This is a genomic window from Actinacidiphila yanglinensis, assembly GCF_900107965.1.
Taxonomy (GTDB): Bacteria; Actinomycetota; Actinomycetes; order Streptomycetales; family Streptomycetaceae; genus Actinacidiphila; species Actinacidiphila yanglinensis.
Genome location: NZ_FNVU01000003.1, coordinates 441848 through 468777 on the forward strand (window position 1 = coordinate 441848; position 26930 = coordinate 468777).

Here is a 26930-nt window from a genome sequence, read left to right on the forward strand (position 1 = left end):
GTCACTTTCCTCCCCGGGAGTCGGTGCCGGTGGCGGCGGGTTCCGGCCGCCCGGGCTGCTCGCCGCCCCGCTCCTTGACGTAGGCGGCGGTCGGCACCATCACCTTGCGGCGGAAGACGCAGACCAGGGTGCCGTCCTGCTTGTGGCCGCGGGTCTCCACCTCGACGATGCCGCGGTCGTTCTTCGACGCCGACGGCCGCTTGCCGAGCACGGTCGTCTCGCCGTAGATCGTGTCGCCGTGGAAGGTCGGTGCCACGTGCCGCAGCGACTCGATCTCCAGATTGGCGATCGCCTTTCCCGACACGTCGGGCACGGACATGCCCAGCAGAAGCGAGTAGACGTAGTTGCCCACCACCACGTTGCGGCCGAATTCCGTGGTGTGCTCGGCGTAGTTCGCATCCATGTGGAGCGGGTGGTGGTTCATGGTGAGGAGGCAGAAAAGATGGTCGTCGTATTCCGTGACCGTCTTTCCGGGCCAGTGCTTGTACGTCGCACCGATCTCGAACTCCTCGTAGGTCCGCCCGAACTGCACCGTCATACCTCCAGCTTGTTCGCTCGCCGGATCTCGTCCACGATCCGGCCGATGATCCCGGTGATACCGAAGTCCTTCGGCGTGAAGACGGCCGCCACACCGGCCGCGCGCAGTTCTTCCGCGTCCGCGGCCGGAATGATGCCGCCGACCACCACCGGTACGTCGTCCACGCCGGCCCGCCGCAGCCGCCCCAGCACGTCCGGCACGAGCGCCGCGTGCGACCCGGACAGGATCGACAGGCCCACGCAGTGCACGTCCTCGGCGACGGCCGCGGAGACGATCTGCTCGGGTGTGAGCCTGATCCCCTGATAGACCACTTCGAAACCGGCGTCGCGGGCCCGGACCGCTATCTGCTCGGCACCGTTGGAGTGGCCGTCCAGGCCCGGCTTGCCGACCAGCAGCCGCAGCCGCCCGTCGCCGAGTTCCGCCGCCGTCTTCTCCACCCGGCGCCGCACGGCGGCCAGTTCGCCGTCCTCGTCGGCGCTTGCGGCGACCGGCGCGCCGCCCACCCCGGTCGGGGCGCGGAACTCGCCGAACACGTCGCGCAGCGCCCACGACCACTCGCCGGTGGTCACCCCGGCCCGCGCGCACTCCAGGGTGGCGGGCATCAGGTTCTCCGTGCCGGCCGCGGCGGCCCGCAGTTCGGCGAGCGCCTTCTCCGCGCGCTGCTCGTTGCGGGCCAGCCGCCAGTCGTGCAGCGCGGCCACCACGCGGGCCTCGTCGTCCGGGTCGACCGTCATGATCGCCCGGTCCAGGTCCGCGGTGAGCGGGTTCGGCTCGGTGGACTCGTAGACGTTGACGCCGACGATGCTCTCCGCGCCGGACTCGATCCTGGCCCGCCGCTCGGCGTGCGAGGCGACCAGCTGCGTCTTGAGATAGCCGGACTCCACGGCGGCCATCACCCCGCCGAGTTCGGCGATGTGCGCCATCTCCGCGGTGGCCTGATCGACCAGTTCGGTGACCTTCGCCTCGATCACGTGGCTGCCGGCGAAGATGTCGTCATACTCCAGCAGGTCGCTCTCGTGCGCCAGCACCTGCTGGATGCGCAGGCTCCACTGCTGGTCCCAGGGCCGGGGCAGGCCCAGCGCCTCGTTCCACGCCGGGAGCTGGACGGCGCGGGCGCGGGCGTCCTTGGAGAGCGTGACCGCCAGCATCTCCAGCACGATCCGCTGGACGTTGTTCTCCGGCTGGGCCTCGGTCAGGCCCAGCGAGTTGACCTGCACCCCGTAGCGGAAGCGGCGGTGCTTCGGGTCCTGGACGCCGTACCGTTCGCGGGTGACGGTGTCCCAGATCCGGCCGAAGGCGCGCATCTTGCACATCTCCTCGACGAACCGCACGCCGGCATTCACGAAGAAGGACATCCGCCCGACCACGTCACCGCGCCGCTCCCTCGGGACCTGCCCCGAGTCGAACACCGCGTCCAGCACGGCGATCGCGGTGGACATCGCGTAGGCGATCTCCTGGACCGGGGTGGCCCCGGCCTCCTGGAGGTGGTAGCTGCAGATGTTGATCGGGTTCCACCGCGGGATGTGGTTCACCGCGTACGTGATCATGTCCGTGGTCAGCCGCAGCGAGGGTCCGGGCGGGAAGACGTGGGTGCCGCGGGACAGGTACTCCTTGACGATGTCGTTCTGCGTGGTGCCCTGGAGGGCGGTGATGTCGGCGCCCTGCTCCTCGGCGACCACCTGGAGCAGCGCGAGCAGCCACATCGCGGTGGAGTTGATCGTCATCGAGGTGTTCATCCGCTCCAGCGGGATGTCCTCGAACAGCCGCCGCATGTCGCCCAGATGGGCCACCGGCACCCCGACCCGGCCCACCTCGCCGAGCGCGAGCACGTGGTCGGGGTCGTACCCGGTCTGCGTCGGCAGGTCGAACGCCACCGACAGCCCGGTCTGGCCCTTGGCGAGGTTCCGCCGGTACAGCGCGTTGGACGCCTCCGCGGTGGAGTGCCCGGCATAGGTGCGCATCAGCCAGGGCCTGTCCCGGTCCCTCTTTTTGTGTTCGCTCGCCTCCGGCCGCTTCGACCCGGTGTCGACGGTCCTCGCTCCGCCGCTCGTTCCTGGCTTGCCGCTCGTCTCTTTCGACACCGGCGCGGCCTTTGGCTCGCTCACCGGGGGCGCCGTCCTCATCGGGGCGCCGTGCGGAGACTGGTTGTCCGCCATGGCGACTCCTCACGCGTCCCGGAAGCGGTTGATGGCCGGCAGGTGGCGCTCGCGCAGCTCGGGGTCGGTGACGCCGAGGCCCTCCTCCGGGGAGAGCGCGAGGACGCCGACCTTGCCCTGGTGCAGGTTGCGGTGCACGTCGTACGCGGCCTGCCCGGTCTCCTCCAGGGTGTAGGTGCGCGACAGCGTCGGGTGGATCTTCCCCTTGGCGACGAGCCGGTTGGCCTCCCACGCCTCGCGGTAGTTGGCGAAGTGCGAACCGACGATGCGCTTGAGGCTCATCCACAGGTAGCGGTTGTCGTACTCGTGGGTGTAGCCGCTGGTGGACGCGCAGGTGACGACGGTGCCGCCCTTGCGGGTCACGTAGACCGACGCGCCGAACGTCTCGCGGCCGGGGTGCTCGAAGACGATGTCGACGTCCTCCCCGCCGGTCAACTCCCGGATGCGCGCGCCGAACCGCTTCCACTCGCGCGGGTCCTGGTGATGGTCGTCCTTCCAGAACCGGTACCCCTCGGCCGAGCGGTCGATGATCGCCTCGGCGCCCATCCGCCGGCAGATCTCGGCCTTCCGCGGGCTGGAGACCACGCACACCGGCGTGGCCCCGCCGGCCAGCGCGAACTGCGTGGCGTACGAGCCGAGTCCGCCGCTCGCGCCCCAGATCAGCACGTTGTCGCCCTGCTTCATGCCGGCGCCGTTGCGCGAGACCAGCTGCCGGTAGGCGGTGGAGTTGACCAGCCCGGGAGCGGCGGCCTCCTCCCAGGTCAGGTGCTCCGGCTTGGGCATGAGCTGGTTCGACTTGACCAGGGCGATCTCGGCGAGGCCGCCGAAGTTCGTCTCGAAGCCCCAGATCCGCTGCTCGGGGTCGAGCATCGTGTCGTTGTGCCCGTCGGCGGACTCCAGTTCCACGCTCAGGCAGTGCGCCACCACGCGGTCGCCGGGGTGCCACTTGTTCACCCCGGGCCCGGTGCGCAGGACCACGCCCGACAGGTCGGAGCCGATCACGTGGTACGGCAGGTCGTGCCGGCTCGCGAGCGGCGACAGCCGGCCGTAGCGCTCCAGGAACGCGAAGGTGGAGACCGGCTCGAAGATCGAGGTCCACACCGAGTTGTAGTTGACCGAGCTGGCCATCACCGCGACCAGGGCCTCGCCCGGGCCGAGTTCGGGCACCGGCACCTCGTCCAGGTGCAACGAGGTGCGCGGGTCCTTGTCGCGTGACTCCAGGCCCGCGAACATCTCCGCCTCGTCCTTGTGCACGGTGACCGCGCGGTACGACGCCGGCAGGGGCAGGGCCGCGAAGTCGGCGGCGGTGGTCTGCGGCGCCTGGATCGCGTCCAGGATTTCCTTCGTGGCACTCGACGTCATGGGACTCGCCTCCGGCATTGCGTTCTGCGCGTGCTGCGGTGCGGCGTGGTGAACGCAGGGGTTGATGGGATGGAGGTGCCGTCGTCGGTTCGGCGAACGAAGTGGGGTGGGATGCGGCCGGGCCTGGGGGACAGGTGCCCGAACCAGGACTACCGTATGGCACCCCGTGCCACTCGTAAAGACACTGGGTGCCACTAATTCCCTCAAGTGTCACCCCGCCGGCGGAGACGGGCAACGCGAGCACCACCCGCCGCATGCGACGCGAACGGCCGCCCTGGCGGGTGCCAGGGCGGCCGTGTCGGGGAACCGCTGCCGGAGAGGGTGCCGGGAGGCGGCAGAGCGGATCGGCGGGCGCTACGCCTTGCGCAGCGCCTCCTCGATACTGCGCAGGATCTGCGCGGGCGAGGCGTCCGTGCGGGCCACCGCCACCACCACGTCGCCCTGCCGGGAGACCGCCGGAGTGCCGCCGTTCCCGGCCCTGGACGGTATGCGACCCGCCCCGATACCGGTGCCGAAGGTCGACTTGATCACGTCGAAGGCATGGTCGAGCTGCGCCTCCACGTCACCCTTGCCGTCCGCCCGCAGCCAGCGCCGCAGCACGTGGTTGTGGGCGGCGACCACGGCGGAGGCGGCCACCTCCGCGAGCAGCGGGTCGTCGTCGCCGTCGTGGTGCGCGTTCTCGTCGAAGTGGCCCAGCAGGTAGCGGGTGAACAGCCGCTCGTAGCGGGCCACCGAGGCGATCTCGCGCTCCCGCAGGGTGGGCACCTCGCGGGTGAGCCGGTACCGCTCCACCGACACCTCGGGCACGGCGGCGTACATCCGCAGTACCTCGGTGATGCCGCGGCAGACCGTGTCCAGCGGGTGCTCGTGCGGATCGGCGGAGTCCAGCACCGCCTGCACCCGGACCAGGGTGTCGTCGTGGTCCGGGAAGATCGCCTCCTCCTTCGAGCGGAAGTGCCGGAAGAAGGTGCGCCGGGCCACTCCGGCGCTCGCGGCGATCTCGTCGACGGTCGTGGCTTCGTACCCCTGCGTCGCGAACAGCCGCATGGCCGCCGACGCGAGGTCCTGCCGCACCCGGTGGCGCTGGGCGGCCGCACGGCGGCCGCTCGCGGTGTCGGCGGCGGCGGACTTCACAGGCTGGGACATGTGGGGAACGTAACACGTGCATCCGCCCCTCTTTTGCCGCCGGCTCTCCCCCTACCTCGGGCGGGGGGACCCCCACCGGGCGCTTGGACCCGGTGTGGGGGGCACCCCCGGACGAAGGTCCGGTGGAAGTCGATCATGCGCGATCACCTCGTTCCTCGGCGATCTCCGCGTTCCCCCAGGGCTTCGCCTGGGAGGTACCCCCACCTTTCGACACCGGCGCGCCCTTTGGCTCGCCGGCTGCAACGGTCTGCCGTGGGGCGTCTTGGCGCCCACAGGGGGCCGCCGGCGGACGCCGGGTGGAGCCCGACTTTCATCGGCGGGCATATTCCCGGAAGCCGCGGCCGGTCTTGCGGCCCAAGCAGCCCGCGGATACCAGGTGTTCCAGCAACGGGGCCGGGGCCAGTCCGGGGTCGCGGAACTCCTCGTGCAGCACCTGCTCGATCGCCAGGGAGACGTCCAGGCCGACCACGTCGAGGAGTTCGAACGGTCCCATCGGGTAGCCGCCGCCCAGCTTCATCGCCGCGTCGATCGCGTCGACGGTCGCGTAGTGGTCCTGCACCATCTTCACCGCGTTGTTCAGATACGGGAACAGCAGGGCGTTGACGATGAAGCCGGCCCGGTCGCCGCAGTCCACCGGGTGCTTGCGCAGTGTCCGGCTCACCGCGTGCCCGGTGGACACCACGTCGTCCGAGGTCAGCACGGTCCGCACCACCTCGACGAGCTTCATCGCGGGTGCGGGGTTGAAGAAGTGCAGGCCGACCACGTCCTGCGGGCGCCCGGTGGCCCGCGCGATCGCCACCACCGGCAGCGAGGACGTGGTGGTGGCGAGCACGGCGCCCGGCCGGCACACCTTGTCCAGCACCTGGAACAGCTCCTGCTTGACGTACAGGTCCTCCGCGACCGCCTCGACCACCAGGTCCGCGTCCGCGAGCACGTCGTACGACCCCGACGGCGTCACCCGCGCCACCGCCTCGTCGCGCTGCTCCCGCGTCAGCCGTCCCTTCGCCACCGAACGGTCCAGGGACGCCGCCAGCCGCTCCACCGCCCGTTCGGCCTTCTCCGGGGACCTGGCCACCAGCGCCACGTCGAACCCGGCCTTCGCGAAGACCTCCGCGATGCCGGTGGCCATGGTGCCGGACCCGGCCACCCCGACCGCCTGCACCGGCCGGCCCCGCTCGCCGACGGCCCGCTCGGCGGGCGTCTCGGCGTCCGGCACGACGGTGGCCGACCCGGGGCCGTCGTAGGTGTAGAAGCCGCGCCCCGACTTGCGGCCCAGCAGGCCGGCGGCGGTCAGCTGCCGCAGTACCGGCGCGGGCGCGTGCAGCCGGTCCCTGCTCGCCTCGTACATCGCCTCCAGCACGGTGGTGGCGGTGTCCACCCCGATCAGGTCGAGCAGGGCCAGCGGGCCCATCGGCAGCCCGCAGCCCAGCCGCATCGCCGCGTCGATGTCCTCCCGCGTGGCGTAGCTCGCCTCGTACATCGCCGCCGCCTGGTTCAGATAGCCGAACAGCAGGCCGTCCGCGATGAAGCCCGCGCGGTCGCCGACCGGCACCGGCTCCTTGCCCAGGCTGTTCACCAGGGCCGTCACGGTGCGGGTCGCCTCGGGCGCGGTGAGCACCGTGGAGACCACCTCGACCAGCTTCATCGCCTGCGCGGGCGCGAAGAAGTGCAGTCCCAGCACGCGGTCGGGCCGTCCGGTCTCGGCCGCCAGCCGCGTGACGGACAGCGCGTTGGTGCCGGTGGCCAGGATCGCCCCGGGTTTGGCGATCCGGTCCAGCGCGGTGAACACCTCGCGCTTGGCGTCGTACCGCTCGTCGACCACCTCGATCACCAGGTCCGCCTCGGCCGCGGCACGCAGTTCGGGGTAGGTGCGGAAGCGGGCGAGCACGTCGGACCGCTCGGCCGGCGTCAGCCTGCCGCGCTCGACCTGGCGCGCGGTGCGGGCCTCCAGCGCGGTGACGGCCCGGCGGGCCGCCGCATCGTCGATGTCGACGCCGATCACCTCGTGCCCGGCGCAGGAGAGTACCTCGGCGATGCCGGTGCCCATGGTGCCCAGGCCGATCACGGCCACCACCGAGGGGAGCACGGGGTGTTCGGCCGCCGGCACGGGGTGCCCTGCGGCGGATCCGGTCGTGGGTGCGGTCGCGGAAGAAGCAGGGGGACGTTCCATCGCGTGACTCCAGGGAGAGCGGGTGGCCGCGCCGCGTGCGCGCGCACGACCGAGGGATGAGTGGAGTCGCGGGCCTGACCGCAGAAGACCGTGCGTGTGTGCGCCCGCGCGAGCCGGCGGGCCCTGTCCCGGGGCCACGCCGCAATGTGCCGAACCGACAACGGCATGCGCCGAGCGGCTGGTTCACCGGCCGCATGGCGTCTTCGTCGACTGTAACCCGCGGGTAACTTGGGCGCCAGTCCTCCGCACAGATGAATTGTGGGGACGACAGATGAGCGGGTGCACGCGGTGGCGCGGGTGGCGGTCACGCGGAGTCGCCGCGCCCCGATCCGTCACCGGTGGCGGCCTACCCCAGGCCGCGGATGTAGCGCATCTCCTCGACCGGCGTCCCGTCGTACGACTCGGTCGCCGTCGCGCCGTCGGGGGAGAAGCCCGCGGCGGCGTAGAACCGCCGGGCCCGCGCGTTGCCGGTGAGGACCCACAACGCCAGCCGGGAGCGGCCGAGTTCGGCGGAGCGGCGGATCACCTCGGCGGTGAGCAGGCGGCCCACGCCGGTGCCGATCCGCTCCGGGCGCACGTACAGCGCGTACAGCTCCCCGGTGGCTGCCTCGGTCTCCTCGCCGCGGTACGGCCCGAAGGAGGCCCACCCGACCACGGTGCCGGCGCCGGCGCCGTCGGCCTCCTCGGCGACGAGGTTGTGCACCCGCCCGGCCGACTGGACGAACCACTCCCGTCGCCGCTTCGTCTCCTCGACGGGGTCCATCGCGTCGAGGTAGTCCTGCGGCACCATCCCCACGTACGCGGACCGCCAGCCCCCGATCCGGATCGCCGACACCACCGCCGCGTCCGCCTCGGTCATCGCCCTGATGCGCATCATGCCCCGCACTCTAGGCAGTTCACAGCAGGGTGAGCTGGGTGTTCTCCGGATGCGGCCGGGGAACCTGCTGGACTCCCGGCACGGCGTCGGCCGGCTCCTCGGCCGCCTCGGGTTCCGCCAGGCCCCGCGCGCCGCCGATCCGGGCGGGTCCGCAGCCGAACTCCGCCGCGAACTCGTGCACCTGCCGGGTGATCCGCCGCTGGTACCACTTCGGCGCGTACGCACCGGTCGCGTACAGCGCTTCGTAGCGCCGGACCAGGTGCGGGTGGTGCTGCCCGAGCCAGTTCATGTACCACTCGCGCGCCCCGGGCCGCAGGTGCAGCACCAGGGGCGTGATCGAGGTGGCCCCGGCCGCGGCGATCGCGCGTACGGTCGCGCGCAGTTGGGCGGGGGAGTCGCTGAGGAAGGGCAGCACCGGGGCCATCAGCACCCCCGTCGGTATCCCGTTCTCGCCCAGGGTGCGGCAGACCGCCAGTCGCGTCTCGGGGGAAGGCGTGCCCGGCTCCACGCTGCGCCACAGCTCCCCGTCCAGGAAGCCGACCGACAGCGCTACGGACACATCGGTGACGCTCGCGGCCTGCCGCACCAGTTCGAGGTCGCGAAGGATCAGCGAGCCCTTGGTGAGGATGGAGAAGGGGTTCGCCCGGTCGCGCAGCGCGGCGATGATGCCGGGCATCAGCCGGTACCGGCCCTCGGCCCGCTGGTAGCAGTCCACGTTGGTGCCCATGGCGACGTGCTCGCCCTGCCAGCGCGGCGAGGCCAGTTCGCGGCGCAGCAGCTCCGGTGCGTTGACCTTCACCACGATCTGCGAGTCGAAGTCGTGGCCGGTGTCCAGCTCCAGGTAGCTGTGCGTCTTGCGGGCGAAGCAGTAGACGCAGGCGTGCGAGCAGCCGCGGTAGGGGTTGACGGTCCAGTCGAACCGCATCCGGGAGGTGCCCGGCACCTTGTTGAGGATCGAGCGGGCCCGCACCTCGTGGAAGGTGATCCCGCGGAACCCCGGGGTGTCGAAGGTCCGCGTCGTCACCGCCGAGGTACCGAAGAGCGCACCCGCGGAGTCCTCGGCGTTCAGCCCGTCCCAGCGCATCGCGCCCTCCTTCCGTCGTCCGTCGGCCCCCCGGCGGTCCGGTGGCCCGCCTCCGTATCCACAATAGAACACAGATTCGAAAAGCGAGTGTGGTTGGGTGGTGTGTCGCGCGGCACCTGCGCGCACGAAGCACCCCGATGCCCCCAGGGGCATGGACCCGAGGAGAAGTCATGGCGCTGGTCGAGGCCACCACGGAGCGGATCGTCGCGGCGGAGCCGGAGCGGGTGTTCGCCGCGCTCTCCGACTACGCCGGCACCCGCGGCCGGGTCCTGCCCGGTCAGTACAGCGAGTACGAGGTCCGCGAGGGCGGCGAGGGCGCGGGCACCGTCGTGCACTGGAAGCTCCAGGCCACCAGCAAGCGGATCCGCGAGTGCCTCTTCGACGTCACCGAGCCCGAGTCGGGAAAGCTCGTCGAGACCGACCGCAATTCCACGATGGTGACCACCTGGACCGTGACCCCGGCGGGCGAGGGCCGCAGCAAGGTCGTCAACGCGACGGCCTGGCAGGGTGCGACCGGCGTCGGCGGGTTCTTCGAGCGGACGTTCGCCCCCAAGGGGCTCAACGCCATCCACGACGAGCTGCTCGCCAAGTTCGCCGCCGAGGTGGAGCAGTAACTCCCCTGACACTCGCCCGGTTTCGCGATCGTTCACTGGTAAGGGTGGTTTTGCCAACTTCCTGAGACTCGTCGGGCCTGCTCCTCGTTGTCGCCTCGTGGCGGGAGACGCGGTGAAGCAGGTGCGACGAGGGGAGCGGCAGTGAGTGGCGGCACGCTGATCGAGCGACCGGGAGGACTCCCGGACGACGCTCTGGGTGAGGCGGGGCCGGCGGACGAGGTGCCGGGCGGCGCGGTGCAACCCCCGCCCGACGACCTGTCCGCCGGCCCCGACGGGGCCGGCGGCACCCTCACCCCGCGCCGGCTGCGGCTGGTCTTCCTCGGGCTGATGCTCGCCCTGCTGCTCGCCGCCCTCGACCAGATGATCGTGGCCACCGCCCTGCCCAAGATCGTGGGCGAACTGCACGGCCTGGACCGGATGTCGTGGGTGGTGACCGCGTACCTGCTCTCGTCCACCATCGGCCTGCCGATCTACGGCAAGCTCGGCGACCTGCTGGGCCGCAAGAGTGTCTTCCAGTTCGCGATCGTGACCTTCGTGATCGGCTCGGCGCTCGCCGCCTGGTCGCAGAGCATGAACGAGCTGATCGCCTTCCGCGCGGTCCAGGGCATCGGCGGCGGCGGGCTGATGATCGGCGTGCAGGCGATCATCGCCGACGTCGTCCCGCCCCGGCAGCGCGGCCGCTACATGGGCCTGATCGGTGCCGCGTTCGGCGTCGCCTCGGTCGCGGGCCCGCTGCTCGGCGGCTTCTTCACCGACCACGCCTCGTGGCGCTGGTGCTTCTCCATCAACGTGCCGTTCGGACTGGTCACCCTCCTGGTGATCACCCTGGTGCTCAAGCTGCCCAAGCCCACCGCACGCCCCCGGCTCGACGTCCTCGGCGCCCTGCTGCTGGCGGCCGGATCGACCTGCCTGGTGCTGCTGACCACCTGGGGCGGCTCCACCTACGGCTGGCGGTCCAGGGAGATCCTCGGGCTTGGCGCGGGCACCCTGCTCTGCGTGGTGCTCTTCGTGATCGTGGAGCGGTTCGCGGTCGAACCGGTCATCCCGCTGCGGCTGTTCCGCGACGGGGTGTTCAACACCACCGCCCTCGTCGGTGCCGTGGTCGGCGTCGCGCTCTTCGGCGCGGCCAGCTACCTGCCGACGTTTCTCCAGATGGTCGACGGTGCCAGCGCCACCGGCTCCGGGCTGCAGATGCTGCCGATGATGCTCGGCGTCGTGGTCGCCTCCATTGTCGGCGGTCAGCTCATCAGCCGCACCGGCCGCTACAAGATCTTCCCCGTGCTCGGCGGCGCCCTGTCCGCGGTGGGCATGTACCTGCTGTCGCGGATGGACGCCGACACCGGGCGGCCCGAGTACAGCGTCTCCATGGCCGTCCTCGGCCTGGGCATCGGCATGATCCTCCCGGTCCTGGTGCTCGCCGTGCAGAACTCGGTGCGGCCCGCCGACATCGGCGCGGCGACCAGTGCCAACAACTACTTCCGGCAGATCGGCGGGTCGGTCGGCGCCGCCGTCTTCGGCACCCTGTTCGCCAACCGCCTCGCCCACCGGCTCGCCGTGGAACTCCCGCGCGGCGTCAAACTGCCCGACCCCGAGTCGGTCACCCCCCAACTGGTCCGCACCCTGCCCGCGCCCGTGCGCGACGGCTACGTGCACGCGTACGCCGACGCCATGCCGCGGATCTTCCTCTACCTGGTGCCGGTCCTCGTCCTCGGCTTCCTCTTCGCCTTCCTGCTCAAGGAGAAACCTCTGGTGACCCAGCACGGCCCCGCCGCCCCGGCGGCGTACGAACCCGGTTACGACCCGGGGTACGAACCCCCCTACGAGTCCGGCAACGAGCCGGTCTACGGCGCGCATCCGGTGGCCGCCACCGCCACCCTCGCGCCGGGCGTTCCCGTGCACGACTCGGAGGTGCCGGGCGCTCGGCGCGGCCCCGGCGGCGGTGTGCCGGTGTGCGGCACCGTCCAGCACTCCGACGGGACCTCCGTCGGGCGCGCGGCGCTCACCCTCATCGACGGGTCAGGACGCCAGGTCGGCAGGGGCGCCACCGCCCAGGACGGCCGGTACGCGCTGAGCACGCCCGGCGCCGGGAGCTACGTCCTGATCGCCGCGGCCGGCGGCCACCAGCCGCAGGCGGTCACCGTCGCGGTCGGCGACCACCCGGTCGAACTCGACGTCGTGCTCGGCGGCGCGGGACGGCTGGCCGGCACCGTGCACACCGCCGACGGCACCCCCGTCCGGGACGCGATCGTCACGCTCACCGACGTGCGCGGCGACGTCGTGGCCACCTCCCGCAGCGGGCGGGAGGGCGTCTACGCGCTCACCGAACTCGTCGCGGGGGAGTACACCCTCGCGGCCAGCGCGCCCGCCTACCGGCCGGCCGCCCTCCCCGTCACCGTCCAGGCCTCCCGCGAGACCCGCCAGGACGTCGAACTCGCCGGCGGCGCCTCCCTGCGCGGCATCGTCCGCGCTCCCGGCGGGCGGCTGGTGGAGGACGCCCGCGTCACCCTCCTCGACGCCGCGGGCAACGTCGTCGACTCCGTCACCACCGGCCCCGACGGCCACTTCCGCTTCGTGGACCTCGCGGCCGGCGAGTACACGGTCATCGCCGCGGGGTACCCGCCGGTGGCCACGGTCCTCCAGGTCGCCGGCGGCGGCCGCACCGAACGCGACCTCCAACTGGGCCACGCCGACTGACCCCCCACCCCGGGGTGGCCCCCACCGCACAGGGACCACCCCGGCCCGCAACGGCGCGTCTCCGAGGAGCTCGGCCCACCACGAGCCGGTCGGCCGGCGTACTTCCGCACCCGCGACGGTGCTTTTCCGGGGGGCGCGGGAACCCCCCACCAGGCGGTTGGCCGGCCTTCTTCCGCACCTGCGACGGCGTATCTCCGGGGGCGCGGGGTACCCCATCGGCGGGTCGGCCGGCCTTCTTCCGCACGCGCGGCGGCGTATCTCCGGGGGGCGCGGGGAACTGTGCGAGCAACCCCCCACCGGGCGGATGGTCGGCCTTCTTCCGCACCCGCGACGGCGTATCTCCGGGGGGCGCGGGGAACTTCGCGAGAACGCCCCACCGGGGGGATGGCCGGCCTACTTCCGCACCCGAGGCGGCGCATTCCCGGGGGCGCGGGGAACTGCGCGAGAACGCCCCACCGGGGGGATGGTCCCGCGACAAGCAGGACGGGGCAGCCGGGTGGGACCGCCACCCCGGGGGACCCGCTCAGCTTCCTCCGGAGGAGGGCTCGCGCCCGGTCCCATCCTGAATCTGCGCCTTGTCGCACTGCGTCCCGCGAATCAACGCGTACGTCCCGCCGATCTTGTACGTCCCGGCCGCGGGAGCGTACAACCGCGTCCAGTCCCCATCAGGCGCCAGACACCCGCTGTTACTGTCCGTCGCCCCCTCGATTCCCAGCACAGGCGACCACGGGATACGCAACAGCACCGACCCGCTCCCCGGCATCGAGACGGTCAGCTCGGCCGGCCCGGCCTGGTCCACCACGGCCGGCGGGTCCGCCATCGGATCCGCGCCCGACACGGAGTACACCTGCCAGTCCGCGTTGCGCCACACCGACGTCAGCCAGGGCTGCCCCGCCGCCACCAGCTTCGCCTCGGCGACGGCCGCGCCATCCGGCTGGGCGGCGGGCAGCACCACGTAGTTGACGCTCCAGCGCCGCAGCCAGTCCCGGTAGGTGTCGGCGGTCAGCGTCCCGTCGTAGAAGAGCGGGTTCCGCTCGACGTCGGCCTGCCGGTTCCAGCCGCGGGCCAGGTTGACGTACGGCGACAGGCCGGACGCCTCCCAGTGCGAGCGCAGCGGCACCACCTCGACGCGGCCCCGGTCGGCGTGCACGTCGCGCAGCTCGTGGATCAGGGGACCCGCCTGCACCGTGGTGGTCGAGGAGGAGGTGGTGACCTGGTCCACTATCGGCTTCGTGATCTGCCAGGACGCGGCTCCGGCGAAGGCCAGCCAGAGCACCAGCGCCTTCTTGGTGCCCCAGGTGCTCGCCATCGCGACGATCAGCAGGATGGTGCCGCCGTACAGCAGCGGGAGCCGCTCGACGTTGCTGCCGATCGGCGAGGGGATGACGAAGGTCAGCACCACACCGGCCGCGTAGATCCACGAACCGAGGTGGACGGCCTTCCACGCGCGGGGGACGGCCAGCGCGATCGCCACCGACACCGCGAACGGGATGATCGCGAAGTACCACTTGAACGGCTGCACCCCGTAGAAGGGGAACAGCAGCGAGGTCGCGCCGACCACCAGCGGCGGCGCGGCGGCCAGTACGTACGCGTCCTTGCGCCGGCCGGTCAGGAACAGCGCGGCGGCCACCACGAGCAGGAACAGCCCGGCGACCGGGCTGCACATGGTGGCGAACGCCGCCATCATCGTCGCGGTCGCCAGCCGCGGCGAGCGGCCGCGTACGGCCTTCTCCGCCGGGTAGAGCAGCATCGTGGCGACCACCGCGAAGAGCATGCCCAGCGCGAACGTCACCCGGCCGGAGACGACGTCACCCCAAAGAGCGAACGTCGTCCACAGCACCGGCACCAGCGGGCGCTTCACCCGCGACCGCATCAGCATCGCCGCGGAGAACGTGGCGGTGAGGGTGCCCGCGATCACCCCGGTCATCCGCACGCCGAGCGCGGCCATGATGTAGGGCGACAGGATGCTGTACGACGCCGGGTGCATGCCGCCGTACCAGGAGAGGTTGTACGACGCGGAGGGGTGCGCCTTTATGAACTCCGTCCAGGCGTACTGGGCGGCCATGTCGCCCGAGTCCTTGGCCAGGTAGAGCGCCCACACCACGTGCAGCACCGCGGCCATCATCGTGGCGACGACCACCGGGTGGCGCAGGTCCACCCGCCGGAGCAGTCCCCTCGGTCCGCGGACGACAGCGACGCGCGCGGGCTGCCAGGTGGTCACGTGGCCTCTTCCGGTAGCGGGTGCGGAGTTTCCCGGCCGGGTCCCGTCCGGCGGGGACGAACCCCCGCCCTCACGAGAGTTCGAACACAGACTTTGGACGCTAGCACGCCGGGATCGGTTGCTCCCTTGCGGGCGTACGCCGGTTTCGCACTTTGCCTCCCCTGCCGGTCCGCTCCGGCCGTACCGTGGTAGCGGCACCGCGGATCATGTGCCGGGGACGGGCCGACGCGCACTCGGGCAGGCTCCCCGCGGTCGCCGAGGGAAGGAGCCCAACGAATCATGGACCGCCGTGATCCGCCAGTGATTTCCGGCCGGGTGCCGCTCGCGGTGGTGGTGGTCGATGCCGAGGGTCTGGTCTCCCACTGGAGCACGGGCGCCCGTCGGTTGTTCGGGCCCACCCGTGAAGAGGCGGTCGGCCGTCCCGCGGTCGACGTGTTACCCGTGGTCGGAGCGCTCGACGCGACCGGCGCGGAGGACGGCGGCGGCGCAGCGGCCCTGGGCGCGCGACCGGGCGACGACCTGGAGCCCGCGCGGGACGGCGGGGGCTCGTACCCGACGGCGGGCCGGGCCCGTGTGTTCGACCGCACGCGCGGTGCCGCCGACGGGCAGGACGGCCCGGGCGAGGGGCCGCTGGACCTGCTGTGGTGGGCCTACCCGCTGGTGGGCCCGGGCCCCGAGCGGCTGCTGGTGCTCGCCGCGGACGCCGAGCAGGCCGGGATCGTCGAACCCGAGGCGCTCGCCGTGGCCGGGGCGGACCCCGCGGAACCGGCCGGACTGTTCGAACGGATAGCGCCGGGCTTCGCCCTGCACTCGGTGTTCGCCGAGTTCCCCGGCTCCGATCGGCTCGCCAAGCGGCTGCCGGAGATCCTGCCCAGCATGAACCCCCTGGACAGCGCCAGGATCGTCGCCCAGGTGCTCGAACTCGGCTACCCGGTACTGGAGGTCAGCCACCACGACCGGGTGCCGGTCACCCCGGACTGGGGCGTGCCGCGCCGGGCCGAGCGCGAGGCGAGACGCAAGGCGGCGCGGGAGAGCCTGCGCGGCGACGGCGGACAGGGGGCGCACGCCGGCGCGCGGCCCGCCGGGTCCGCGGTCCCGGCGGGGCGGGCCGACGACGACCTGGCGCCGGACCTCGAACACGCGGCGGTCCGCGAGCACCTGGAGTTCCTCAACGAGGTCAGCCGCGGGATCGGCAGTTCCCTCGACCTCGCCCGCACCATCCAGGAGGTGAGCGCCGCGGTCGTGCCGCGCTTCACCGACGTGGCGGGGACCTACCTGCGCGAGCAGGTGCTCGCCGGTGAGGGCTTCCCGGACGGCCCGCCCGACGTCACCACCATGTGGTATCGCGTGGCGGTCGAGCACACCGACGAGCCCGGCCGCTGGGACGACGTGGTGCCGGTCGGCGAGTCCATGCCGTTCCCCGCGCAGACCCCCTTCTTCCAGTGCATGACCACCGGCGAACCCGTCCTGGTGCCGCGGATCAGCGAGGAGGCGGGCAACGCGATAGCCGCGCAGTTCCCCAAGCGCGACATCAGCCCGCTGATCAACCACCGCTCGATGCTGGTGGTGCCGCTCAAGGCCCGCGACGTGGTGCTCGGCTTCATGATCCTGCTGCGCCACCGCGAGCGGCCCGCGTTCGACGACATGGACCGGGTCACGGGCGCCGAACTCGCCGCCCGCGCCGGGCTGGTGCTCGACAACGCCCGGATGTACACGTACCAGGAGAACGTCGCCGACACGCTGCAGGACAGCATGCTGCCGCACATCGCGCCGCACATGCCCGGCTGCGACGTGGCCACCCGATACCTGCCGGGCGCCCGGTTGGGGCGGGTCGGCGGTGACTGGTTCGACACCATCAAGCTGCCCGGCTCCCGGCTGGCGCTGGTGGTCGGCGACGTGATGGGCCACGGCCTGAACTCCGCGGCGATGATGGGCCAGTTCCGCACCGCCGTGCAGACCATGGCCGGGCTCGACATGCCGCCGGCGGACCTGCTGCGCAACCTCGACGACCTCGCCCAGCGGCTCGGCGAGCAGTACCTGGCCACCTGCCTGTACGCGGTCTACGACCCGGTCGAGTCCGACCTGCTGATCGGCAACGCCGGGCACATCCCGCCGGTCCTGGTACGCGCCGCCGACGGCCGCAGCGAGCTGCTGGAGGTGCCCACCGGCGCCCCGTTGGGCGTCGGCGGGGTCGCCTTCGAGACGGTCCGCGTGCCGGTGGCGCCGGGCGACCGGCTGGTGCTGTGCACCGACGGCCTGGTCGAGGTGCGCGGCCAGGACATCGGCACCGGGCTCGCCGCGCTGTGCGAGAGCGCCGCACATCCGGCCGCGTCCATGGACGACGCCTGCGACACCATCATCCGCGCCCTCAACCCGCGCGGCGGCCGCAAGGACGACGTGGCGCTGCTCATGGCCCGGCTCAACGGCATCCCGCGCGACGACGTGGCGGCCTGGGAGCTGGCGGCCGACCCGCGGGAGGCGGCCCGGGCCCGCGGGCTGACCCGCGCCGCGCTGCGCGGCTGGGGACTGGACGCGCTCGGCGAGACCGCGGAGCTGCTGGTCGACGAACTCGTCGTCAACGCGCTGCGCCACGCCCGCACCGGCCGGGTGGGCCTGCGGCTGGTGCGGGCGGGCGCGCTGCTGTGCGAGGTCAGCGACGACGACCACACCGTGCCGGTCCTGCTCGGGGCCGGCCCCGAGGACGAGGGCGGCCGCGGCATGCGGATCGTCAGCCGGCTGGCCCGCGAATGGGGCACCAGCCGCTCGGCCCACGGGAAGACGGTCTGGTGCGAGCTGACCCTGCCGAGGGCGCGGCGCCCCGGTTCGTAGCGGGAGGCTCGGGCACGCGGGTGCCAGGCACGGGATGCGCGGCGGACTCACGGCGGAGGGTGGCGTACTGATGAAGGTGTCCAGCGAGTACGAGCAGGCGTGGGAGAGCTTCTGGCGGGACGTGCCGGACGAGGTGGGCGGGGCGTTCTGGGACGCCGACCCGGCACTGGCGTCCGAGCTCCATCTGCCGCACTTCGAGAAGCACTTCGACCCGGGGCTGCCGCTGGTCGACCTGGGCTGCGGCAACGGCACGCAGACGCGCTTCCTCGCCGAGCGGTACGGCCGGGTGGTCGGGGCGGACCTGTCACGGGAGGCGGTGGCCCGGGCGCGGCGGGCGGACCCGCGCGGCGCCGCGGGCTACGAGGTGGTGGACGCGGTGGACCTCGACGCGGTGCGGGCGCTGCACGCGGAGACGGGCGACGCGAACGTCTATATGCGCGGCGTGCTGCACCAGTGCGCGCCGGCGGACCGGGCCGGGCTGGTGGCGGGGATCGCGGAGCTGACCGGCCGGCGCGGCCGGGTCTTCGCGGTGGAGCTGGCGGAGGCGGCGAAGGGCGTGCTGGGCGCGCTCGCGGGAGCGCCCTCCGGTCCGCCGCTGAAACTCCGCGCGGTCTTCGCGCACGGCATCGCGCCCGGCGAGGTGGCCGACGCCGCGGTGCCCGGCTACTTCGCCGACGCGGGCCTCGACGTGCTGGCGCAGGGTGAACAACCCTTGCTCACGGCGGAGTTCACGGCGCGGGGCGAGCGGATCGCGGTGCCGTCGAAGTGGCTGGTCGCGGGGCGTGCGGGCTGATTTCGGGCCGTCGCGGTCGGTCCCGGAGGGGCCGCCGAAGAGGTCTGGACCACTGAAGTTATCCACAGGCTGAGAGGGGGGCTGGCACGGCCGTCCGCGGGCCGCGTAACGTGACGTGCCATGACGAAGATCCTCATCTCGGCGGACATGGAAGGTGCGACCGGCGTGACGTGGCCGGCCGACGTCCTGCCGGGCAGCGAGCAGTGGCAGCGCTGCCGCCATATGTTCACGTCCGACGTCAACGCGGCGATCGCCGGCTTCTTCGACGGCGGCGCCGACGAGGTCCTCGTCAACGAGGCGCACTGGTCCATGCGCAACCTGCTGCTGGAGAAGCTGGACGAGCGGGCCCAGATGCTCACCGGCCGCCACAAGGACCTCTCGATGGTCGAGGGCGTCCAGCACGGCGACGTCGACGGCATCGCCTTCGTCGGCTACCACACCGGCGCCGGCACCGAGGGCGTCCTCGCCCACACCTACCTCGCCAACTCCATCACCGGCGTGTGGGTCAACGGGGAGCCGGCCAGCGAGGGCCGGCTCAACGCCCTGGTCGTCGCGGAGTACGGCGTGCCCGTCGTGCTCGTCACGGGCGACGACCGCACCGGGATCGACGCGCGGGGATACGCCCCCGAGGCCCACACGGTCGCCGTCAAGGACTACGTGTCGCGGTACGCCGCGGTGTGCCGCCCGCCCGCCCGTACCGCCGCCGACATCCGGGCCGCCGCCAAGGAGGCCGCCGCGCTCGCCGTGCGGTACGAACCCTCCGCCGCCGGTCCGTACACCGTGGAGCTGGAGTTCGACGCGGTGCACCTGGCCGGGGCCGCCACCGTGGTGCCCGGCGTCGAGCGCACCGGAGAGCGGCGGGTGGCCTACACCCTGCCGACCATGTACGAAGGAATCCGTGCCTTCAAGGCCGTGACCACACTCGTTTCGCAGGCCGTGGAGGAGCAGTATGGCTGAGCAGTCCGTCGACACGCAGGCACTCGACGAGGTGGTCCGCTTCACCTCCGACCTGATCCGGATCGACACGACCAACCGCGGCGGCGGCGACGGCAACGAACGCCCGGCCGCCGAGTACGTCGCCGAGCAGCTCGCCGAGGCCGGCATCGAGCCGCGGATCCTGGAGTCCGCCCCGGGCCGGGCCAACGTGATCGCCCGCATCCCCGGCACCGATCCGTCCGCCGACGCCCTCCTGGTGCACGGCCACCTCGACGTGGTCCCGGCCGAGGCCGCCGACTGGAGCGTCCACCCGTTCTCCGGCGAGATCCGCGACGGCGTGGTCTGGGGCCGCGGTGCCATCGACATGAAGAACATGGACGCGATGGTGCTCGCCACCGTCCGCAGCTGGGCCCGGGCCGGCCACCGACCGGCCCGCGACATCGTGCTCGCCTTCACCGCCGACGAGGAGGACAGCGCCTCCTACGGCTCGGGATTCCTCGCCGACAAGCACCCCGAGCTCTTCGAGGGCTGCACCGAGGGCATCAGCGAGTCCGGCGCCTTCACCTTCCACGCCAGTGACACCCTGCGGATCTACCCGGTCGCCGCCGGCGAGCGCGGCACCGCGTGGCTCAAGCTCACCGCACACGGCCGGGCCGGCCACGGCTCGAAGGTCAACGCGGAGAACGCGGTCAGCCGGCTCGCCGCGGCCATCACCCGGATCGGCGAGCACCGCTGGCCGATGCGGCTGACCGGCACCGTGCGCGCCGCCCTGGCCGAACTCGCCGCACTCCAGGGCGTGGAGGTCGACCTCGACCGCATCACCGACGGCGACGGCGCGACCGACCCCGACAGCATCGACGCGCTGCTCGACAAGCTGGGCCCGGCCGCCACCCTCGTGCGCCCCACCGTGCGCAACAGCTCCAACCCGACCATGCTCCAGGCCGGTTACAAGGTGAACGTCATCCCCGGCTCCGCCGTGGCCTACGTCGACGGGCGCGTGCTGCCCAGCGGCGAGGAGGAGTTCACCACCACCATGGACCGGCTGACCGGGCCCGACGTCGACTGGGAGTACCACCACCGCGAGGTCGCCCTCCAGGCCCCCGTCGACTCGCCCACCTACGCGGCGATGCGCGAGTCCCTGGAGCACTTCGACCCCGACGCGCACGTGGTGCCGTACTGCATGTCCGGCGGCACCGACGCCAAGCAGTTCTCCCGCCTGGGCATCACCGGGTACGGCTTCTCGCCGTTGAAGCTGCCGCGGGACTTCGACTACCACGCCCTCTTCCACGGAGTGGACGAGCGGGTCCCCGTCGAGGCACTCCACTTCGGGGTCGAGGTGCTCGACCGCTTCCTGCGCCGCACCGGTTCACCGGCCGCCGCCCTGCCCGGTGCCGCCACGACCGCCGGCGAGGTCCGCCGATGACCGCCGGCCGGCCGGAGAGCGGCCAGGACACCACCGTGCGGGCGCCCGTCGGCCACGGCAGCTGGCCGTCGCCGATCGACGCCGCCACCGCCGCCTCGCACGACGGCAGCCCGGAGTTCGTGGGCATGGTCGGCGACGAGGTGTGGTGGACCGCGCCCCGGCCCGCCGAGGGTGGCCGCCGCGCGCTGGTCCGCCGGCTGCCCGACGGCAGCGAGCAGTGCCCGCTGCCCGCGCCGTGGAACGTCCGCAGCCGCGTCATCGAGTACGGCGGCACCCCCTGGGCGGGCGCGGTCGTCGACGGCTCGGTGCTGATCGTCTTCGCGCACCACCCCGACCAGCGGCTCTACGGGTTCCGGCCCGACCTTCCGGGCAGCGAACCCCGCCCGCTCACCCCGGTCTCGCCGGTCGGCGGCGGGCTGCGCTGGGCCGACCTGACCATCGACCCGGTGCGGGGCGAGGTCCGGGGCGTCCTGGAGGAGTTCACCGGGGACGGCCCGTCCGACGTGCGCCGGGTGCCCGCCGCCGTCCCGCTGGACGGCTCGGCGGCCGGCGACCGCGGCGCCGTGCGCGAACTCGCCGCGGACTCGCACCGCTTCGTCACCGGACCGCGCCTGTCGCCCGACGGCACCCAGGCGGTCTGGCTCGCCTGGGACCACCCGCTCATGCCGTGGGACGGCACCGAGCTGCGGATCGCCGGCGTGACCGCCGACGGCGGGTTCGGCCCGGCCCGTACCCTCATCGGCGGCCCCGAGGAGTCCGTCGCGCAGGCCGAATGGGCGCCCGACGGCACCCTGCTCGCCGCCACCGACCGCACCGGCTGGTGGAACATCCACCGGGTCGACCCGGCCAGCGGCGAGGCGGTGAACCTCTGCCCTCGCGAGGAGGAGTTCGCCGGTGCGCTGTGGAAGCTGGGCCACCGCTGGTTCCGGCCGCTGGAGCACGGCCTGATCGCGGTGCTGCACGGCGTGGGCGCACCCCGGCTGGGGCTGCTCGACACCGCGACCGGCGCCGTCACCGACGCACCCGGCCCGTGGACGGAGTGGAACCCCACCCTCGCCGCCACCGGCAGCCGGGTGATCGGTGTCGCCGCGAGCGGCCGCACCTCCTACGAGGTGGTCGAGCTCGACACCGTCACCGGCCGTACCCGCGTGATCGGCAACGCCCACCACGACACGGTCGACCCGGCCTACCTTCCCGACCCGGTCGCCCGCACCTTCACCGGCCCCGGCGGCCGCGAGGTGCACGCCCACATCTACCCGCCCCGCCACCCGGACCTCACCGCCGACGGCCCCGCGCCGTACGCGGTCTGGGTGCACGGCGGGCCGACCAGCCGTTCCCCGATGGTGCTCGACCTGGAGATCGCCTACTTCACCTCGCGCGGCATCGGAGTCGCCGAGGTCAACTACGGCGGCTCCACCGGCCACGGCCGCGCTTACCGCAACCGGCTGCGCGAGCAGTGGGGCGTGGTCGACGTCGAGGACTGCGCCGCGGTCGCCGCCGGCCTGGTCGCCGAGGGCGCCGCGGATCCGGACCGGCTCGCCATCCGCGGCGGGAGCGCCGGCGGCTGGACCAGCGCGGCCGCCCTCACCACCTCCGACACGTACGCCTGCGGCACCGTGATCTACCCGATCCTCGACCTGCTCGGCTGGTCGAAGCAGGGCGGGGAGACCCACGACTTCGAGTCGCAGTACCTGGAGTCGCTGATCGGACCGGTCGACGAGGTGCCCGAGCGCTACCGCGACCGGTCGCCGGTCCACCTCAGCGACCGGATCTCGGTGCCGTTCCTGCTGCTGCAGGGGCTGGACGACGTGATCTGCCCGCCCGTGCAGTGCGAGCGGTTCCTCGAAGCGGTCGCCGGGCGCGGCATCCCGCACGCCTACCGCGCCTTCGAGGGCGAGAGCCACGGATTCCGCCGGCTCGACACCATGGTGACCTGCCTGGAGTCCGAACTGTCCCTCTACGGGCAGGTGTTCGGCTTCACCCCGGCCGGGGTGCCGAAGCTGGAGCTGACCACATGACCGGGCAGGAGCAGACACCATGACCGAACGGCTGCGACGGGTCGCCGACGTCGTCGGCGTGCCCGTCCCCGCGCTGATCCGGCCGCGCCGGCTCACCGCCGGCGACCGGATCTCCGTGGTCGCCCCCAGCGGGCCGGTCCCGGCCGACCGGCTCGACGCGGGCCTGGCGGTGCTGCGCGGCTGGGGCCTGGAGCCGGTGGTGGCCCCGCACGTCCTGGACGGCCACACCTCCGGGTACCTCGCCGCCACCGACCAGGCCAGGGCCGACGACTTCCAGGACGCCTGGTGCGACCCCACCACCACCGCGGTGCTCTGCGCCCGCGGCGGCTACGGGGTGCAGCGGATGGTCGAGTTGCTGGACTGGGACGAGATGCGGGCCGCGCCGCCCAAGTCGCTCATCGGCTACAGCGACATCACCGCTTTGCACGAGGCCGTCGCCACCCGGCTCGGCCTGGCCACGCTGCACGGCCCGATGGCCGCCACCGGCACGTTCCTCGACGACGCCCCGACCCGCGACGGGCTGCGGCGCACCCTGTTCGAGCCCGAGACGGTCCAGGTGCTGGCCCCGCCCACGGCCCGCACTCTCGTGCCCGGCCGCGCCGAGGGAGTCACCCTGGGCGGCTGCCTCTCGCTGCTGGCCGCCGACCTCGGTACGCCGTACGCCCGCCCGTCGGCGGCCGGCGGCATCCTGCTGATCGAGGACGTCGGCGAGGAGCCCTACCGCCTCGACCGCTACCTCACCCAGCTGTTGCGGGCCGGCTGGTTCGACGGCGTCAGCGGGATCGTGCTCGGCTCGTGGGCCGAGTGCGGTCCGTACGACGCGGTGCGGGAGATGTTCCTCGACCTGCTCGGGCCGCTGGGGGTGCCCATGGTCGAGGAGTTCGGCTTCGGCCACTGCCCCTCGACCCTGACGATGCCGCTGGGCGTCCCGGCCGTCCTGGACGCGCCGCCGCCCGGCGCCCCGGAGACGGCCGGGCCGGTCCTCAGCGCGGGCGTGCCCGCGCTGGCGTGACCGGGGCGGCCGTGCCCTGGCCCGCGCTCTGACCGGCGGCCGGGCCCTTGCCCGTGCCCATCTCGCCGTCCCAGCGGGCGAGATCGCGCAGCCAGGCGCGCGCCGTGCCGTCCGACGGCGCGCGCCAGTCGCCGCGCGGCGAGAGGGAGCCGCCGGCCGAGACCTTCGGGCCGTTGGGCATCGCCGACCGCTTGAACTGCGCGAAGCCGAAGAACCGGCGGCAGAACACCTCCAGCCAGTGCCGGATCTCCGCCAGGTCGTAGGCCGCCCGCTTCTCCTCGGGGAAGTGGGGCGGCCAGGCGCCCGCGTCCCGGTCGTGCCAGGCGTGCCAGGCGAGGAAGGCGATCTTCGACGGGCGCAGGCCGTACCGCAGCACATGGAAGAGGACGAAGTCGTGCAGCGCGTACGGGCCGATCTGTGACTCCGTGGACTGCAGTTCCTCGCCGGGCACGAGTTCGGGGCTGATCTCCGTGTCGAGGATCGCGGCCAGCGTCGCGCCGGTCTCCTCGTCGAGCTGCCCGCTGCCGATGACCCAGCGGATCAGGTGCTGGATGAGGGTCTTCGGCACTCCGGAGTTGACGTTGTAGTGGCTCATCTGGTCGCCGACGCCGTAGGTGCACCAGCCCAGCGCCAGTTCGGACAGGTCGCCGGTGCCGAGCACGATGCCCCCGCGCTGGTTGGCCAGCCGGAAGAGGTAGTCGGTCCGCAGCCCGGCCTGCACGTTCTCGAAGGTGATGTCGTACACCGGCTCGCCCGCGGAGAAGGGGTGGCCGAGTTCCTTCAGCATCAGCCGCGCGGTGGGGGTGATGTCGAGTTCGGCCGCGGTGACACCGAGCGCGTCCATCAGCCGGAGGGCGTTGGCCCGGGTGTGCTCGCTCGTGGCGAAGCCGGGCAGGGTGAAGGCGAGGATGTCGCTGCGCGGCCGCCCCGCGTCGTCCATCGCCCGAGCGGCGACGATCAGCGCGTGGGTGGAGTCCAGGCCGCCGGACACCCCGATGACGACCTTCGGCTCGCCGATCGCGGCCAGCCGCTGCCGCAGCCCCGCGACCTGGATGTGGTACGCCTCGTAGCAGTCCAGGGCCAGGCGGTCGCGGTCGGCCGGCACGAAGGGGAACCGCTCGACCCGGCGGCGCAGCCCGAGATCCGCCGCCGGCGGCCCGAGCCGGAACGCCACCTGCCGGAAGTCGCCGGTCCGCGCGGCGTGGGTACGGCGGTTGTCGTCGAACGTGCCCATCCGCGACCGCTCCTGCCGCAGCAGGTCCAGGTCGACGTCCGCCACCGCGTACTGCTCCTCCCGCGGGAACCGCTCGGTCTCGGCCAGCAGGACGCCGTTCTCGTGGATCATCGTCTGGCCGTCCCAGGCCAGGTCGGTGCTCGACTCACCCTGCCCGGCGGCCGCGTAGACGTACGCGGCCAGGCAGCGCGCCGACGCCGAGCGGCACAGCAGCTTCCGGTCCTCGGCGCGGCCGACCGTGATCGGGCTGCCCGAGAGGTTGGCGAGCACGGTCGCACCGGCGAGGGCCGCCTCGGCGCTCGGCGGCACCGGGACCCACATGTCCTCGCAGATCTCCACCGCCAGGACCAGGCCGGGCACGTCCTGCGCCGCGAAGAGCAGGTCGGCACCGAACTGCACGGTCGCCTCGCCGACCCGGATCGTCCCGCCGCGCTCGTCGTCGCCCGCGGCGATCTGCCGCCGCTCGTACAGCTCGCGGTAGTTGGGGACGTACGACTTGGGGACCACGCCGAGGATGCGGCCACGGTGCACGACCACCGCGCAGTTGTAGATCCGGTTGCGGTGGCGCAGCGGGGCGCCGACGACGAGCACCGTCATCAGGTCCGCGGACCCCGCCACGAGGGTGCGGACGGCCTCCTCGACTTCGTCGAGCACCGCGTCCTGGAGGAGCAGGTCCTCGATCGAGTAGCCGGTCAGGCCGAGTTCGGGGAAGACCGCGACGGCGACCCCCTCCTGCGCGCACCGGCGGCCCTGCCGCAGCACCGCCTCGGCGTTGGCGGGCGGGTCGGCGAGGGCGGTGTGCCCGGTGCACGCGGCGACCCGCGCGAAGCCGTGCTGGTAGATCGACCAGAAGTTCATCGGGACCCCGCGTCCAGCCACGGCCGGCGCCCGGGTCCGGTGGGGTGCGTGCCGGTGACCCCCATGACCACCGAGTACAGGCTGGTCCGGGCGGCGATGAACAGGCGGTTGCGCTTGGCCCCGCCCCAGGCGATGTTGGCCACCCGCTCGGGGATGACGAGCCGGCCGATCAGCGTGCCGTCGGGGTCGTAGCAGTGCACGCCGTCGTCGAGCGCGGCCGCCCAGAGCCGTCCGGCCTCGTCGAAGCGGAGGTTGTCGAAACGGGCCGCGGGGCGGGCCGAAGCCTCGGCGAAGACCTCGCCGTCCGACAGCGTGCCGTCCTCGCGGACGTCGAAGACCCGGATGAGGCCGGCGCCGGTGTCGGAGACGAACAGCCGCCGCTCGTCGGCCGAGAAGACCAGGCCGTTCGGGGCACCGAAGCAGTCCGCGACCAGCCGCACCTCACCGCTGGCCGGGTCGACGCGGTAGACGTTGTTGGAGCCGATCTCGCTCGCCGCGCGATAACCCTCGTAGTCGCTGGTGATGCCGAAGTCCGGGTCGGAGAACCAGACGGAGCCGTCCGACGTCACCGCCGCGTCGTTCGGGCTGTTGAGCCGCCGGCCCTGCCAGCGGTCGGCCAGCACCGTGACGGTGCCGTCGTGCTCGGTGCGCGTCACCCGGCGGTTGCCCTGCTCGCAGGTGATCAACCGGCCCTCGCGGTCGAGGGTGTTGCCGTTGGTGTGCCCGGCGGAGCGGCGGAAGACGCCGACGGCGCCGGTCTCCTCGTCCCAGCGCAACATCCGGTCGTTGGGGATGTCGCTCCACACCACCTGCCGCCAGGCGGGCACGTAGAGCGGCCCCTCGGCCCAGCGGCAGCCGGTGTAGAGCACCTCCAGGTCCTTGTCGCCGTTCATGCACCGACCGGTCCGGAATCGTTCGTCGAGCATCTCGTACAGCGGGGGTGGCGCGCCGGTCATGCGGGTCCT

General features: G+C 72.8%; 18 protein-coding genes. 8 read left to right on the top strand and 10 right to left on the bottom strand.

The features are described from left to right. Position 1: 1 nt before the first annotated feature. The 7 genes from C4U44_RS08870 to C4U44_RS08900 form a co-directional block, all read right to left on the bottom strand. The gene (locus C4U44_RS08870) at positions 2-532 is read right to left on the bottom strand and encodes a MaoC family dehydratase (protein ID WP_103885305.1); all 531 of its coding nucleotides are present in this window, start codon (positions 530-532) and stop codon (positions 2-4) included. Positions 533-534: 2 nt separating this feature from the next. Then, positions 535-2499 carry a protein meaA gene (locus C4U44_RS08875; protein ID WP_235031919.1) on the bottom strand — a complete coding sequence of 655 codons (1965 nt, stop codon included), beginning with the start codon at positions 2497-2499 and terminating at the stop codon, positions 535-537. 204 nt (positions 2500-2703) lie between these two features. Next, the gene (gene ccrA, locus C4U44_RS08880) at positions 2704-4056 is read right to left on the bottom strand and encodes a crotonyl-CoA carboxylase/reductase (protein WP_103885105.1); all 1353 of its coding nucleotides are present in this window, start codon (positions 4054-4056) and stop codon (positions 2704-2706) included. A gap of 354 nt (positions 4057-4410) precedes the next feature. Continuing rightward, positions 4411-5202 (bottom strand): TetR family transcriptional regulator, encoded by a 792-nt coding sequence (locus C4U44_RS08885; protein WP_103885106.1) that lies wholly within the window; start codon positions 5200-5202, stop codon positions 4411-4413. 310 nt (positions 5203-5512) lie between these two features. After that, the gene (locus C4U44_RS08890) at positions 5513-7372 is read right to left on the bottom strand and encodes a 3-hydroxyacyl-CoA dehydrogenase family protein (RefSeq protein ID WP_103885107.1); all 1860 of its coding nucleotides are present in this window, start codon (positions 7370-7372) and stop codon (positions 5513-5515) included. Positions 7373-7718: 346 nt separating this feature from the next. After that, positions 7719-8249, bottom strand: a complete 531-nt coding sequence (locus C4U44_RS08895; RefSeq protein WP_235031920.1) for a GNAT family N-acetyltransferase — start codon at positions 8247-8249, stop codon at positions 7719-7721. A gap of 19 nt (positions 8250-8268) precedes the next feature. Further along, on the bottom strand, positions 8269-9333 hold the full coding sequence (locus tag C4U44_RS08900) for an Rv2578c family radical SAM protein (RefSeq protein ID WP_103885108.1): 1065 nt from the start codon (positions 9331-9333) through the stop codon (positions 8269-8271). A 170-nt stretch (positions 9334-9503) separates the two neighbouring features. Between C4U44_RS08900 and C4U44_RS08905 the strand changes: the two genes are divergently transcribed. Beyond that, positions 9504-9947: an SRPBCC family protein gene (locus C4U44_RS08905; protein ID WP_103885109.1), complete on the top strand. Its 444-nt coding sequence runs from the start codon at positions 9504-9506 to the stop codon at positions 9945-9947. Between the two features lie 141 nt (positions 9948-10088). Beyond that, complete coding sequence (locus C4U44_RS08910; protein WP_407642810.1) at positions 10089-12641, top strand: MFS transporter; 2553 nt, start codon at positions 10089-10091, stop codon at positions 12639-12641. Between the two features lie 523 nt (positions 12642-13164). On the opposite strand, the gene C4U44_RS08915 is transcribed toward C4U44_RS08910, so the two are convergent. After that, positions 13165-14862 (bottom strand): hypothetical protein, encoded by a 1698-nt coding sequence (locus C4U44_RS08915; RefSeq protein WP_103885110.1) that lies wholly within the window; start codon positions 14860-14862, stop codon positions 13165-13167. Between the two features lie 279 nt (positions 14863-15141). Here C4U44_RS08915 and C4U44_RS08920 point away from each other — a divergent pair, with 279 nt between their 5' ends. The 6 genes from C4U44_RS08920 (at position 15142) to C4U44_RS08945 (ending at position 23873) form a co-directional block, all read left to right on the top strand. Beyond that, positions 15142-17691: a SpoIIE family protein phosphatase gene (locus C4U44_RS08920; RefSeq protein ID WP_103885111.1), complete on the top strand. Its 2550-nt coding sequence runs from the start codon at positions 15142-15144 to the stop codon at positions 17689-17691. A 70-nt stretch (positions 17692-17761) separates the two neighbouring features. After that, positions 17762-18484, top strand: coding sequence for a class I SAM-dependent methyltransferase (locus tag C4U44_RS08925; protein ID WP_103885309.1), 723 nt, complete (start codon positions 17762-17764; stop codon positions 18482-18484). A gap of 120 nt (positions 18485-18604) precedes the next feature. After that, positions 18605-19441 (top strand): M55 family metallopeptidase, encoded by an 837-nt coding sequence (locus C4U44_RS08930; protein ID WP_103885112.1) that lies wholly within the window; start codon positions 18605-18607, stop codon positions 19439-19441. Then, positions 19434-20843, top strand: coding sequence for a M20/M25/M40 family metallo-hydrolase (locus C4U44_RS08935; protein WP_103885113.1), 1410 nt, complete (start codon positions 19434-19436; stop codon positions 20841-20843). Before C4U44_RS08930 ends, C4U44_RS08935 begins: the two co-directional genes overlap by 8 nt. Beyond that, on the top strand, positions 20840-22861 hold the full coding sequence (locus C4U44_RS08940; protein ID WP_103885114.1) for a prolyl oligopeptidase family serine peptidase: 2022 nt from the start codon (positions 20840-20842) through the stop codon (positions 22859-22861). Before C4U44_RS08935 ends, C4U44_RS08940 begins: the two co-directional genes overlap by 4 nt. A 19-nt stretch (positions 22862-22880) precedes the next feature. Continuing rightward, positions 22881-23873, top strand: a complete 993-nt coding sequence (locus tag C4U44_RS08945) for a S66 peptidase family protein (RefSeq protein WP_103885115.1) — start codon at positions 22881-22883, stop codon at positions 23871-23873. Here the strand turns inward: C4U44_RS08945 and C4U44_RS08950 are convergent. Together C4U44_RS08950 and C4U44_RS08955 are read right to left on the bottom strand one after the other, a co-directional pair. Continuing rightward, entirely contained in the window at positions 23845-25965 is a 2121-nt protein-coding gene (locus C4U44_RS08950) for an NAD(+) synthase (protein WP_103885116.1), read from the bottom strand. The genes C4U44_RS08945 and C4U44_RS08950 overlap by 29 nt on opposite strands. Beyond that, positions 25962-26921 (bottom strand): SMP-30/gluconolactonase/LRE family protein, encoded by a 960-nt coding sequence (locus C4U44_RS08955; protein ID WP_103885117.1) that lies wholly within the window; start codon positions 26919-26921, stop codon positions 25962-25964. Before C4U44_RS08955 ends, C4U44_RS08950 begins: the two co-directional genes overlap by 4 nt. Positions 26922-26930: the final 9 nt, after the last annotated feature.

What these genes read in the sequence shown, in the direction of transcription:
- C4U44_RS08875 (WP_235031919.1), bottom strand. Translation starts at nt 2,499, where the DNA reads ATGCGCACCTATGCCGGGCACTCCACCGCGGAGGCGTCCAACGCGCTG.
- ccrA (WP_103885105.1), bottom strand. Translation starts at nt 4,056, where the DNA reads ATGACGTCGAGTGCCACGAAGGAAATCCTGGACGCGATCCAGGCGCCG.
- C4U44_RS08885 (WP_103885106.1), bottom strand. Translation starts at nt 5,202, where the DNA reads ATGTCCCAGCCTGTGAAGTCCGCCGCCGCCGACACCGCGAGCGGCCGC.
- C4U44_RS08890 (WP_103885107.1), bottom strand. Translation starts at nt 7,372, where the DNA reads ATGGAACGTCCCCCTGCTTCTTCCGCGACCGCACCCACGACCGGATCC.
- C4U44_RS08895 (WP_235031920.1), bottom strand. Translation starts at nt 8,249, where the DNA reads ATGATGCGCATCAGGGCGATGACCGAGGCGGACGCGGCGGTGGTGTCG.
- C4U44_RS08900 (WP_103885108.1), bottom strand. Translation starts at nt 9,333, where the DNA reads ATGCGCTGGGACGGGCTGAACGCCGAGGACTCCGCGGGTGCGCTCTTC.
- C4U44_RS08905 (WP_103885109.1), top strand. Translation starts at nt 9,504, where the DNA reads ATGGCGCTGGTCGAGGCCACCACGGAGCGGATCGTCGCGGCGGAGCCG.
- C4U44_RS08920 (WP_103885111.1), top strand. Translation starts at nt 15,142, where the DNA reads ATGGACCGCCGTGATCCGCCAGTGATTTCCGGCCGGGTGCCGCTCGCG.
- C4U44_RS08925 (WP_103885309.1), top strand. Translation starts at nt 17,762, where the DNA reads ATGAAGGTGTCCAGCGAGTACGAGCAGGCGTGGGAGAGCTTCTGGCGG.
- C4U44_RS08930 (WP_103885112.1), top strand. Translation starts at nt 18,605, where the DNA reads ATGACGAAGATCCTCATCTCGGCGGACATGGAAGGTGCGACCGGCGTG.
- C4U44_RS08935 (WP_103885113.1), top strand. Translation starts at nt 19,434, where the DNA reads ATGGCTGAGCAGTCCGTCGACACGCAGGCACTCGACGAGGTGGTCCGC.
- C4U44_RS08940 (WP_103885114.1), top strand. Translation starts at nt 20,840, where the DNA reads ATGACCGCCGGCCGGCCGGAGAGCGGCCAGGACACCACCGTGCGGGCG.
- C4U44_RS08945 (WP_103885115.1), top strand. Translation starts at nt 22,881, where the DNA reads ATGACCGAACGGCTGCGACGGGTCGCCGACGTCGTCGGCGTGCCCGTC.
- C4U44_RS08950 (WP_103885116.1), bottom strand. Translation starts at nt 25,965, where the DNA reads ATGAACTTCTGGTCGATCTACCAGCACGGCTTCGCGCGGGTCGCCGCG.
- C4U44_RS08955 (WP_103885117.1), bottom strand. Translation starts at nt 26,921, where the DNA reads ATGACCGGCGCGCCACCCCCGCTGTACGAGATGCTCGACGAACGATTC.